The following is a 12,428-nucleotide window of genomic DNA, read 5'->3' on the forward strand; positions in this document are numbered from 1 at the left end:
CCTGGATGGAGGGGACGTCGTGGTGGGGCACTACAACGACAGTTCCCTGGTGGTTGGCGGTCACCTGAAAACGCGCATGCTCATCGAGGATGAGCATGACATCCGCGCCCAGGCACTGGAGGTTGAACACCACTACCCGATGGAGACGTTCCGCCAGGGGACCGGCAAGGGGGTGGTGGCAGCGCTGAAGAAGGTGGTGACCTCAGGTTCACTGGGCAAGGAGGAGTCCGTGGAAGTGACGCTCACGGACACCGCGAGCCGGAACCCGGAGGTGGTAGCGCGCATCGCGGCAATCACAGGCTTCCCCGCCGCATACCTGGACCAGAAGCCGCCCCCCCTGTGGCTCCAGTTTCCGGACAAGATGCGCCGGACCCTGGGCGAAATGCGCGATGCGCCCATGAACCGCGCCGAAGCGGAGGCCATCGAAGCCGCGGTCGCCGAGGCTGGCGGCAAGGTGGAGCTCAAGTTCAAGTCCCAGGCGATCTACTCGGAGGACGCGCTCTTCGACGCTTGGAGCAAGGGCAAGCTGTTCAAGGCGCGGAAGTAGCGACTGCGTCCGTCGCGCGTGTAGGTCGTGGCAGCGATCTGATCAGGGCTTCGGGGCCGGGGGCGCGGCGTCGCGCGGGAGCAGCGGCAGCACGACGAGCTCCGCGGGGTGTGCTTTCGGGTCTCGGTGGAACCCCTTGGGGATCCGCACGTAGGACAGCCAGCGTCCATCAGGCGACGCCATGGCGCGCACAGCTTCGGCCCCGGGATCCAGGTCCAGCTTCCAGCACCTCAGCGGACGCACCGCCGTGCACAGCCACGACGCGCCGTCCTTCGCGACATGCAGCAGCAGCTTGCCCTCGCTCAAGGAAACGGAGCCCCCGCCGGTCCGTGCCGCGAGCGCCAGTTCCACCACGGTGGGCGCACGCGTGCGCACGGGGCCCGCGTCCTCGGGGACTTCCAGGACCTTGAACTCCGGGGACAGGTCGCCGCGCGAGGTGTCCGTGAACAGCGAGGCCCGCGGTGACAGGGGCAGGACGTCGCGCATCTCATCCGTAACGGGAACGGTGCGGCCCCCCAGCGGGTAGCACGGGTTCGGGGACTTCACGAACAGGTCCTCTCGCGGGACCGGGCGGTCCTTCATCGCGACGGCGGGCCCCCACTCGCGCGCCGCCGGGTCGTAGCAGCGCACCTGTCCGCTCCCCTCCTCCTGGACCCTGCACAGGGTGGCGTCCCTCCAGTACAGCCGGGGCCCGCGCTCTGGAGGGATGGTGGGCAGGGTCAGCAGTTGGCCGATGACGCCCGGCTTGTCCTTCAGCGCCCCGACGCGCAGCGGAAGCGAAGGCAGAGCGGCTTGGAGCCGCTGTTGGAGGGCGCGCATGCCGTAGCGCTCGGCACAGACGCCGGCGGTCTTCATCGCGACATGCAGCTCCGGGTGGAACCCGTCCGCGAGCGCCAGCCGGGCATGGATGGCCTCCAGCGCCGTGGCGAGGCAGCCCATGCGGGAGACGCGCCCGTCCTCGTTCTGCCGCACCAGCTTCGCGAAGGCGTCCAGGGCCTCGCGGGCGGGCGCGTCGTCGCGGGCGAGCAGCGCCTGGAGCCGGGCTTCGGTCTCCGGCGCAAGGTCCCAGCGCACCGCGCCGAACGCGCCCGGGTTCGCGGCCAACGTCAGCGCTGGGAAGTCGGGCACGCCCTCCATCCACAGCGACAGGCGGCCCGGCTGGCAGCGCACCTTCGCGTCGCCCACCGCTGACGGCTTGTCCCCGGCGACGACGGAGGCGCGGCGGACGAATTCCAGGCCTCCGGGCACGGTCAGCACCTGACGCAGCTTCACCCAATCAGGGCGGCAGGCGTACGAAGCGTCGCTCACGGAACTGTAGGCCGAGACGGTGCGCGTCGTCTCCAGCTCGAAGGGGATGCGTGGATCCTGGCCCAGGTCGCAGGCGATCCTCGCGCGGGAGACGAGGTCGCCGTCCGGCCCCGGCGCGGGCTTCCCCCAGGTCGGCCTCTCCATCACGACGTCCGTCCGCACGAGGGGCGGGGCCGTCGAAACGGGCTCGCGGGGCGCGACGTACGGACCGAGCACCAGGGGGCGCACCACCAGGGTCAGGGGTTCCTCCTCCCCGTCCACGCGGCTCGGAGCGGGACCGCGCAGATAGGAGAGCCACCGGCCATCCGGGGACACGCGGCCCTCCGACAGTGCGTTGCCGCCCTCATCCTCCAATGGAAGGGACCAGCACCCCAGGGGCCTGCGCACGGAGCAGAACGCCTTGCGTCCCTCGTCCAGGATGAACCGGCCTTCGCCCAGGAGCCGGGAGCCGGGGGACGCGAGGATCGCCTTCTTCAATTCCTCCGCTTCCTGTGCGCGCAGGCGCGGTGGACCGACCCCTTCGGGGACCTCCATGACGCGGGCCTCGTGGGTGTTCCCGTTCCAGAGCAGGACGGCCCGGGGGGACAGGCGCAGTTCGGGCCCAAAGCCCTCGGGAGGCCGCACGTTCCGGGTCCCCAGGGGAATGCCGCAGCGACCTCCGCGAGTGCTCCAGGCGGAGAGGTCACCCCTGTCCACCGGGACGGCCTTGCCCCAGCGCCGCGCCACGGGGTCGTAGCAGCGCATCCGCTTCCGGGTGTCCTGCTGCACCACGCACAACCGTCCCTGGCGCCAGAACAGGTCTGGGTCCGAGTTCGAATCAGGCGGCTGGACGTCGCCGATATCTTCAGGCTCGCCTGTCTTCAACGGCGGCCGGTCTCCCTTCAGGTCCGGAGCCAGGATGTCGCGAGGGACGTTTGGATCCATGTCGTCGCCCGAGACCAGGGCGGTGCGCCTCCGAGCGCGCTCGAGTGCGGCAGCCAGCCCCGCGACGCTGTCCGCCTCCAGGTCCGCGTCGCGTCTGGACAAGCGGGAGGGAACACCCTTGCTGACCAGGAAGTCCAGTTCCTCCAGCGCCCCGCGGGCCCTTGCGTCGTCCCGGATCAGCAGGGGCAGGAAGCGGGCTTCGCTGTCCCGGGACACCCGCAGCAGCACGGAGGTGGCGCTGAGGCCGATGGGCTCCAGCGTCAGCAGGGGGGCTTCGGGCACGCCTTCCACGGACAGCTCCAGCCGCCGCGCCTGGCAGCGGACGCGGATGCGAGGGCGCGGGGGAGGCGGAGGCAGCTGGGTGCCAGGAGCGTCATCCACGATGCGAAACGTGCGCTCGACTCGCGAGCCATCTGGAAGGGACAGCTTCTGGGTGACGACCACCTCGGCGGGCCGGCAGAAGTCCGGGATGGACGGCGTCACGTCCACGGACTGGGAGACGGTGATGTCGGGGGTGTGGCCCAGCCCCAGGTCGCAGGGAGCGGACTCAGCGAGCTTGGGAGGAAGTGCTTCCGCCTCCGCGAAGGTCAGCGGCTGCGCGGCGAGGACCACGCCTTGCGACGGCGGTTCCGCTGCGGAGGCCAGGGCTCCGGCCAGGGTCAGCAAGAGCGCCAAGAACCAGGTCCGGGACGGCATCGAGGAGTGCATGGAGATTCCGAACCTGTCTTTCAGGAGGCATCGAGAACAAGCATGTCATCGAATTCAGCCTGGCCGCGAAGTGTGACCTGGAGGGCGCCCGGATCCCGTTGCGAATCCTCACGCGGCTGTGGCCCTGGGAGTACCGGGACGAGGGCCGCGGCTGCGCAGGGCCACCGGTGACGAGGGTGAACGACACGCTGACGTCCAGCCGCGCCGAGGGATCGGTGCGGAAAGTGCCTCACGGGCTGCATGTGGCTCGTCGACACGAGCTCGCACGCGGTCATCCACCGCGGCAGAGCGACCCGAGGCCCTGCCCCTGGCCCGGGACTGCTCCAGGAGGAACTGGTGTCGATCCTCCTGCGCCCGGAGTGAAGTTCCCTCAAGCGGAGGCAAAGCCGAAGCCGGAAGAGGCAAGTGAGCCGCCTTTAGTAGCGACGAGGCAGGAGCCGACCCAGGAGCGCACATCGCGGCTGGATGGGGCGGGGTTGCTGCGCAGGAGCTTCGCGCTGGACGTGTTCGCCCGCAGCAGGAGTGGAGGCAGGCTTGAGGGTGGTGTTGAGTCTGCAGCAGCCAGGGCCACGACTTGTCCAAGCGGAAGCAGACGCCCGACGATGACGTGGATGGGGCGACTGGAGAGGATGGGGCAGGTTCCCGTCGTCAACGGCGAGGCGATGGAAAACTCCAGGCGGCTCTGATCGCAGGTCGAGGGCGCAGAGCAATAGCCTTCGGTCTCCTTGTCTTCATCCGACGCATAGGTCCGACCAGGTCGGAAGAAACCTGAGACGCGGCGACAGGGGGCTCGGGAGACATCTGGGGTCCCAGGGACCCTTCGTCCCCCAGGCAGGCAGTAACGAGAGACAGAAAGACACACAATGAAACCACGACAAGGGAGCGCGTTGACATGGCGGAACCAACAAGCCTCCTCACCCCCTCCGGAGAATCCCTCAGGAGTGGTATGCTCCCGCCTACTCAACCAATGTCATGCATGGGGGTGTCATGCCAAAGCAACGCAACGGGGCGCATGATCCGAACGCAGCGGGATTCTCTGTCCGCCGGCCAGGAGAGAGCGCACGAGAGAAGCAGAACGCGCTCGCGAAGGCCGCGCCCATCAAGACCTTCTTCACGCGACTCTTCGGAATGCACACCGATGAGCGTGCCTGGAGGCGCGGCGCCGAAGGCGAGGAACGCGTAGGCCGGCTACTCGAACCCCTGCGACCGCAAGGCTGGTTCATCCAGCACGACGTCAGGATTGGCCAGAACGGCGCGAACGTGGATCACCTCGTGATTGGCCCGCCGGGCGTCTACGTCATCAACACCAAGTTCCTCCGCCAGAACGTGTGGGTCGCCGGAAACGTCATCAAGGTCGGCGGCTCCAACAAGGATTACGTGAGGAAGGGCGAAGCAGAGGCCAAACGGGTCCGCGAGAAGCTGCTCGCGGCAACGCGACGCCGCTCGCTCTGGGTCCAAAGCCTGCTGGTCTTCGTGGACGCGGAGCTCGATGTGAAGGAGCAGCCGAGGAACGTCCCGGTCCTCGGGGCCCACGAACTGGTTCCAGCCCTGCTCGCGCAAGAGGTCTCTTTGGGGCGGGAAGAGGTCATGGCGCTCGCCACGTCCGCCCAACAACTGGCGACCTGGGGCTGAGCGCCCTGTGATGACGCATTGCGCGACGAGCCTCTCGCATCAGCCGAGGTTCAGCGCCGCTCCCCCCAAACCTATCCGTCTTTCTTGAATTGTCGTAATAGCCGACAGGCAGGCGTTCAAGGAGACAGGGATGAATCGCAGTTCAGGCCGTTGGCTGCCCATGATGTTGGGGCTGGGGCTAATCATGGGTTGCGGACAACCCCCGCCCGAGTCGGACGGGACAGAGGCGGCGGCGTCCACCTCCGCCATCAAGCGTTCCAATCCACGCGCGCGGGTGGCGGCAGGGTATCGGCACTCCCTGGTCATCCGTCCGGACGGCACCGTCTGGGCGGCGGGCCGCAACAGCGACGGGCAGTTGGGTGACAGCACGCTCACGGACCGCTCCACGCCGGTGCGGGTGCAGGGCCTGACAGGCGCGGTATCCGTCAGCGCGGGCTATTACCATTCCGTGGCACTGGTCACGGGCGGCACCGTGTGGACCTGGGGCGACAACTCGACGGGGCAGCTGGGGGACGGCACCACCACGTCCCGGAAGGTGCCCACCCAGGTAGCGGGGCTCAGCGGGGTCACTTCCGTGGGCGCAGGCTTCGCGCACACCGTGGCCGTGAAGCCGGACGGTACGGTCTGGGCCTGGGGTGACAACGCGTACTGCCAGTTGGGCGACGGCACGACGACCGACCGCACCACTCCCGCGAAGGTGCAGGGACTGACCGGCGTCGTCGCGGTCGTGGGCGGATACAACCACTCGCTGGCCGTGCGTTCCGACGGCACCCTCTGGGCCTGGGGCAGCAACACCTTTGGAGTGCTGGGGGACGGCTCTGGCCAGAAGCAGTGCGCTCCCGTGCAGGTGCCGGGCATGACTGGCATCGTCGCGATGGCCTCGGGCTACCGCGCCTCCGCGGCCGTGAAGTCGAACGGTACGGTCTGGGCCTGGGGCGACATCGGCATGGGCGGCGCCACCCCAGTGCAAGTGCCTGGGCTCACGGGCGTCACCGACGTGAGTGCTTCCATCCACGTGCTCGCGCAGCGCTCGGATGGCACCGTCTGGACCTGGGGCACCAACGGCTATGGCCAGTTGGGCATTGGAAACAAGACGACCGTGGACGTCTCCGCGCCCGTCCAGGTCCAGGGGCTCACGGGCGTCGTCGCCACGGCGGCCGCCGCCCATCACTCGCTGGCCCTGCGCTCTGACGGTTCGGTGTGGGCCTGGGGTGGCAACCTCTCCGGCGAACTGGGCAACGGCGCAACGGTCCGGCACTACGTCCCGCAGCCGGTGCAGGGGCTGGGGGCGGCTCTGACCGTGGCGGGAGGCAGGCACCATTCGGTGGCGGTCCGCGCCGACGGGACGGTCTGGGCCTGGGGTGGCAACTGGAACGGCCAGCTGGGCGACGGCACCACCACGCGGCGCGCGCTCCCTGCGGCAGTACCGGGAATGACGGAGGTGCTGACGGTCGTGGCGAACGACGCCACCACCCTGGCGCTGCGCGCCAACGGTACGGTCTGGGGCTGGGGCGTCAACAGCGACTTCCAGTTGGGGGATGGCACATCCACTGACCGCCACACCCCCGCCCAGGCGCAGGGGCTCGAGGGCATCACCGCCGTCGCGCTCGGCGGCACCCATGCGCTGGCGCTGAAGCATGACGGCACCGTCTGGGCCTGGGGCCGCAACGACTACGGTCAACTGGGGGATGGGACGACGGTGAGCCATGCGACGGCCGTCCGGGTCCCGGGACTGACGGGCGTGCTGGCCATCGCCGTGGGCGATACCCATTCGCTGGCGCTGATGTTCGACGGCACCGTGTGGGCCTGGGGTGACAACTGGCTGGGCCAGGTGGGAGACGGCACCTTCACCGACCGCCACTCCCCCGTGCAGGTGCCAGGGCTGACCGACGCGGTCTCCGTGGTCGCGGGGGGCTATCACTCGTTCGCGCTCCGTGCTGACGGCACGGGCCTGAGCTGGGGCAACAACGCCTACGGCGAGCTGTTCCGCCCCTGGGACTCCCTCCTCATGGGCACCCTGCCCTTCAATGGGCTGACCACGCTGGCGGCGGCGCCCTACGTGTCGCTCGCGGCGGACTTCACCGGTGCGGTGTGGACCGCCGGGGACAACAGCTGGGGCCAGTGGGGCAACGACACCGTGGAGATCTACGACGACGCGCCCGTGCAGGTGACGAGCCTGTCGGACGGTGTCACCGCGGCGGCCGGTGGCAACTACCACATGCTGGTCATCCGCATGGACGGCACCGTGTGGACCTGGGGCCGTAACTCCGACGGCCAGCTGGGCGACGGGACGTCCCTGGACGCCCTCGTACCGCTGCGCTCGCAGTTCTATTGAGCCGTTCAATCACTCTCACTCGCAAAACCAAGGACACTCCAATGACACAAACGACCTCCTCTTGGGGAAGGCGCTTGGCCGGCGTCTGGCTCGGGCTGTGCCTGTTCGCAGGCTGCGGGCAATCTCCTCCGGAAGCCGCTGCTCCCGAGGATTCAACGACCTCCTCCGGCCTCAAGCGCGCCAGTCCGCGCACCCGGCTGGCTGCGGGCGAATCCCATTCACTGGCCATCCGTCCGGACGGTACCCTCTGGGCAGTGGGGCGCAACGGCTTGGGCCAACTGGGAGACGGCACCCAGCAGGACCATTCCTCGCCCGTGCAAGTGGTGGGACTGACCGGTGTCGTGTCCGTCGCCGGTGGCAACTCCCATTCGCTGGCCGTGCGCTCCGATGGCAGCGCCTGGGCCTGGGGCAGCAATTATTACGGCCAGTTGGGCGACGGCTCGGCCGTCGCAAGCCGGTCCCTGCCTGTCCAAGTGCCGGGACTGACCGGAGTCTCCTCCATCGCTGCGGGCGCGACCCACTCCCTGGCCATGAAGTCCAACGGCACGGTGTGGGCCTGGGGTGACAACTCCAATTGCCAGGTGGGTGACGGGACGACGACTGAGCGACGCGTGCCAACGCAGGTGCCCGGCCTCACCGGCGTGGTCTCCGTGCTCGCCAACGGCCGGTACTCCCTGGCGCTGCGCTCCGATGGGACCCTCTGGGCCTGGGGCGGCAACAGCTATGGCGTGTTGGGGGATGGCACGAAGGACCGGCGTTGCTCTCCCATTCAGGTGCAAGGCCTGTCAGGCCTGACCGCCGTGGCGGCGGGCCCCCACGGAGCGCTCGCGGTAAAGTCGAACGGCACCGTCTGGGCCTGGGGCTTCGTCGGCAGCATCTTCGAGTCCACCACGCCATCGCAACTCCCGGGGTTCACGGGCATCATCGACGTGAGCGCTGGCCCCTACCATGTACTCGCCCAGCGCTCCGATGGGACCGTCTGGGCCTGGGGTGACAACGAGCAGGGGCAACTGGGAACCGGCGCCAAGGAGCACGCGTACACACCCGTCCAGGTCCCAGGCCTCGCGGGCGTCGTTGCCACGGCTGCGGGTGCCAAGCACTCGCTGGCCATGCGTTCTGATGGCTCGGTCTGGACCTGGGGCGAGAACAGGTATGGACAGCTGGGTAACGGCGCGCTGACCCGTCATCCCTCGCCCCAGCAGGTCCCCAACCTCACAGGCGCGGTCGCCGTGGCGGCCGGCCCCCAGCACTCCCTGGCGGTCCGCTACGACGGCACGGTGTGGGCGTGGGGCGACAACGCATCCGGCCAGCTGGGTGATGGAACGACGACGCGGCGCTCGCTCCCCGTCGCGGTATCTGGGGTCACAGGGATTACGGCGGTTACGACCGGGGACTCCGACGCCCTCGCGCTGCGCTCCGAGGGCACCGTCTGGGCCTGGGGCGACAACAGATATGGCCTGCTTGGCGACGGCACCTCTACACCACGCCATACGCCCGGCCAGGTGCCGGGGCTGACGTCCGTGAGCGCCATTGCCCAGGGAGACAACTTCGCCCTGGCGCTGAAGTATGACGGCACCGTCTGGGCCTGGGGTGGCAACTGGAACGGCCAGCTGGGCGACGGGACCCAGCAGACGCGTCGGGTGCCGACCCAGGTTCAGGGCCTGACGGGCATCACCTTCATCTCCGCGGGCTCCAGCCACGCGCTCGCGGTGCGCTTCGACGGCACCGTCTGGGCCTGGGGCAACAATTGGAGCGGTGAGTTGGGTGATAACACCACCATCAATCGTTCGACGCCCGTCCAGGTTCAGGGCGTGAGCGACATTGTCTCTGTATCTGCCGGCCTCGACTATTCACTCGCGGTGCGCTCCGACGGCCGCGGCTGGAACTGGAGCACCAACGGCTTCGGACAGGGACTGGGGGGAGATCGCAACTACATCCGGAAACTGAGGCTCATGGAGATCAGCGACCTGAACACTGTCGTCGCAAGCAACTACATCAGCCTGGCAACGGACTTCACCGGTGGGGTGTGGGTTGGCGGGTACAACGAATGGGGCCAGTTGGGGAACCTCGACTCCACCACACGGGGGCCGATACGCATCGATGTGCTGGAGGGCGGCCTCACCGCGGCGGACACCGGTGGTGATCATCTGGTCGTGGTCCGCCCGGACGGCACGGTCTGGACGTGGGGCCGCAACTCCGACGGCGAGCTGGGCAACGGGACGTTCCTCGACATGCACTCGCCCGTGCGCTCGCAGTTGTTCTGACGCATCCCCGGCGGCCCGCGCTGCATGCTTGACTATCCATAAGCATCAACTTTTGCGTCGCGCATGCAGCGCGTGGCCGTGGCCTAAAACAAGATCTTCCAGGCGCTCCCTCAAGCGGGGGCAGAGCCGAAGCCGGAAGAGGCAAGTGAGCCGCCTTTAGCAGCGACGAGGCAGGAGCCGACCCAGGAGCGCACGCCGCGGCTGGATGGGGCGGGGTTGCTGCGCAGGAGCTTCGCGCTGGACGTGTTCGCCTGCGGCGGGAGTGGAGGCAGGCTTGAGGAGGCTGGCGTATTTGACGGCTTCCGGTGAGATGCGTGCCATCCTGGAGCACCTGGGACTGCCCACGCTGCCTGGGAGACTGGCCCCAGCACACGGGACGCCCCAGCACGGGGGGTGTTGAGTCTGCAGCAGCAGCAGCAGTGGCCCGTCGCCTGCCGCCTCCTCATTGGAAGGCGGCTTGAGCAGGCGTGTACCCTTCAGGACTGCGGGGTGGGCACACCGACGTGGCGCTCGGCCCTCCGGCACTCGTCAGCAGCCCTCCTCTGCCTCTCTGCTCTCGCCCGTGCCCTTCAACACTGCCCCTATCCTTCTTATGCGTCCAGGAGTCGAAGGCCGAGACGAGCTGCGTCGAAGGGTTCGGGCGCATCAAGAATTGCGCGACCGGTAACGCGACGCTCACCCGTCGCAAGAGCTCCATCAACGTCTCCGGCCTGAAGGAGGTGAAGACGGGCGGCGTCACCAGCGAGTTCCCCCGCGCGACCGAATGGTCGATGAAGGCCGCCATCGGTGACCTGGGCGCGACGGACCAGGGCTTCACGCTGGCCGCGCGCGACGGCGAGGATGTCGTCAGCACGATCCGCACGGAGAGATCGACACGAAGTTGAACAACGTGACCCTCACGCCAATCCGGTTGAGGCGGATCGACATCGGCTTCAAGAAACGGCCGGCCTTCGGCAGCTTCAGCGGCGACGACCCCACCGCCCGGGGGCCTGCATCGGGTCCTTCACGAGCCCGTCGGATTCGTTCTCGATGAGGGTGGACGGCAAGGTCGTGACCGGCAACCGCCTGGAGATCGTCGAAGAGGTGGCGGAGAGGCACTCCCCCTCCACCGGCTTCTCGGCCATCGACACGAAGCGGGGCGCCGTCGGATTACTCGAGGGTGGGGGCTTGGCTCATGCCGGCCGTCGGATCCGAGTGGGCCTGCCCGAGCGCGCCACCGAGCAGCGAGCTGCCCGCGGTGCCAACGGCGCCGACGACGCCCGTCACGCCCTGGGAGACAGCCTGCACGCCCTGGGTGGCGGCCTGCACCAGCTCCATGATGCTGCTGATCACGGAGGTGATGCCCTCCAGCAGCTTGCCGATGCTCTCGGTCTTGCTGGAGCCGCTGGCTGACAAACCGTCCGCCTGGAGCGACTGCATCAGGGGCGAGGAGAGCTTGGAGTCAGGCCGCTGGGCGCCGCCGGGCAGCGAAGTCGCGGAGAGCATGGCGTCGGGCAGCTGGCGTTGCGCTCGGTGGGGATGCCGGGCGCGGACTCGCGGCTCCGGACCCACGAGCCCGGGACGGTGGACCTCAGTGCACCAACGCGCCGAACCCGTCCTCCGAACGCAGGCGAGCCTCCCGCATCACCGGACCCAGGGGTCGGACCTGGCCGGGGACATCGGTGGGCGCCATGTCGAACACGGTGTGTCGCGCCGTGGCCCCCAGGCCCCCAGGCCCTCGCGAAGCGACTGGAGGCGGCGCTCCGGTCGCTCGCGCCCGAGCCCAACTAGGGCGAGGGTTCCAGCCCCGCGCCGTGCTTCACCAGCACGGCGCGGGAGTAGGCCATCAGGAAGCCCATGCGCATGGCGTTGCGCTCGGTGGGGATGCCGGGCGCGGACATGATCGCGGCCATGTCGCTGCCCCGCTCCACGGCGCGCGCCAGCCGGGCTGAAATCAACGCCTGCTGGACGCCGCGCCGCCGGTACGCGGGCAGCACCGACGTGCCGTACAGGGTCGTGAGCCCCTCGCTCGACTCACAGCCCCCCGCGCCAACGGGGACGCCGTCCAGCCGGGCCAGGAACGAGTCCGACGCGGGCTGGCGCGCGCTCTTGAGGCCCACGGACAGGAACACCTCCGGCATCGACTCCCCTTCCGGAACGAAGCCGCTGCCGGAGACCTCCACGAACGTGCGCACCGCCGCGTCGTCGGACGGATCGACGCGCTCGACCGTCAGCCCCGGAGGCGCCCCACGGACGGGCGACAACGAGGCCTCGTCACCGCGCAGCGGCCGGTACAGCACCGTCTCGAACTCGCGCAGCACGAACCCGCGCTCCGCCAGCCCCTGGAGCAGCGCCACCGGCACGAACGGACTCAGCTCCGCCTTCGGCTCGACGCCCCGCGAGGAGAAGAAGGTCACCAGCGCGTCCAGCTCCGCGCCGGTGACCTCCTGGCCGTACCCATAGCCGCAGGACTTGTTCACGTAGGAGCCCACGCCCCCGAACACCATCCAGCCGTCGGCCAGCGGCGCGGCATCCGTCGCCAACGCCACCACGGACGCCGCGGCCCTGCGCTCGAACCTCCGCGCGAACTCCACCAGGTTCACATCGCTCATCCGCCCCCTTTACACCGAACGGGTCTCCCAGGTCCCGAGCTCGGAGCCCGGAGCCGCGGCTCCGGGCTCCGAGCTCGGGACCTGGGAGACCCGTTCGGTGTAAAGGGGGCGGATGAGCG

The 12,428-nt window shown here is 69.0% G+C and carries 9 protein-coding genes and 1 pseudogene; 6 read left to right on the forward strand and 4 right to left on the reverse strand.

All coding sequences use genetic code 11. The features are described from left to right. Nucleotides 1-547, forward strand: a pseudogene (locus D7Y13_RS45900) (hypothetical protein); the annotation flags it as partial. Nucleotides 548-589: 42 nt separating this feature from the next. Here the strand turns inward: D7Y13_RS45900 and D7Y13_RS28765 are convergent. Further along, a complete protein-coding gene (locus D7Y13_RS28765) occupies nucleotides 590-3,487 on the reverse strand; it encodes a hypothetical protein (protein WP_233595825.1) in 2,898 nt (965 codons plus the stop codon). Nucleotides 3,488-3,516: 29 nt separating this feature from the next. On the opposite strand from D7Y13_RS28765, the gene D7Y13_RS49060 reads away from it, so the two are divergent. From D7Y13_RS49060 to D7Y13_RS45905, 5 genes are all read left to right on the forward strand, one after another. Further along, a complete protein-coding gene (locus tag D7Y13_RS49060) occupies nucleotides 3,517-4,173 on the forward strand; it encodes a phage minor tail protein L (RefSeq protein WP_369333600.1) in 657 nt (218 codons plus the stop codon). A gap of 286 nt (nucleotides 4,174-4,459) precedes the next feature. Continuing rightward, complete coding sequence (locus tag D7Y13_RS28775) at nucleotides 4,460-5,119, forward strand: nuclease-related domain-containing protein (protein WP_120536210.1); 660 nt, start codon at nucleotides 4,460-4,462, stop codon at nucleotides 5,117-5,119. 130 nt (nucleotides 5,120-5,249) lie between these two features. Further along, nucleotides 5,250-7,454 carry an RCC1 domain-containing protein gene (locus D7Y13_RS28780; RefSeq protein WP_120536209.1) on the forward strand — a complete coding sequence of 735 codons (2,205 nt, stop codon included), beginning with the start codon at nucleotides 5,250-5,252 and terminating at the stop codon, nucleotides 7,452-7,454. Between the two features lie 41 nt (nucleotides 7,455-7,495). After that, nucleotides 7,496-9,718 carry an RCC1-like domain-containing protein gene (locus D7Y13_RS28785; RefSeq protein WP_120536208.1) on the forward strand — a complete coding sequence of 741 codons (2,223 nt, stop codon included), beginning with the start codon at nucleotides 7,496-7,498 and terminating at the stop codon, nucleotides 9,716-9,718. A 719-nt stretch (nucleotides 9,719-10,437) separates the two neighbouring features. Further along, nucleotides 10,438-10,602 carry a hypothetical protein gene (locus tag D7Y13_RS45905; RefSeq protein WP_158620457.1) on the forward strand — a complete coding sequence of 55 codons (165 nt, stop codon included), beginning with the start codon at nucleotides 10,438-10,440 and terminating at the stop codon, nucleotides 10,600-10,602. 75 nt (nucleotides 10,603-10,677) lie between these two features. On the opposite strand, the gene D7Y13_RS45910 is transcribed toward D7Y13_RS45905, so the two are convergent. From D7Y13_RS45910 to D7Y13_RS28800, 3 genes are all read right to left on the reverse strand, one after another. Continuing rightward, nucleotides 10,678-10,848, reverse strand: a complete 171-nt coding sequence (locus tag D7Y13_RS45910) for a hypothetical protein (protein ID WP_158620458.1) — start codon at nucleotides 10,846-10,848, stop codon at nucleotides 10,678-10,680. A 19-nt stretch (nucleotides 10,849-10,867) separates the two neighbouring features. Further along, entirely contained in the window at nucleotides 10,868-11,203 is a 336-nt protein-coding gene (locus D7Y13_RS28795) for a hypothetical protein (RefSeq protein WP_120536207.1), read from the reverse strand. A gap of 281 nt (nucleotides 11,204-11,484) precedes the next feature. Further along, nucleotides 11,485-12,309: a GNAT family N-acetyltransferase gene (locus D7Y13_RS28800; RefSeq protein ID WP_120536206.1), complete on the reverse strand. Its 825-nt coding sequence runs from the start codon at nucleotides 12,307-12,309 to the stop codon at nucleotides 11,485-11,487. Between the last annotated feature and the right edge of the window lie 119 nt (nucleotides 12,310-12,428).

It is taken from the genome of Corallococcus praedator, from assembly GCF_003612125.1.
GTDB lineage: Bacteria > Myxococcota > Myxococcia > Myxococcales > Myxococcaceae > Corallococcus > Corallococcus praedator.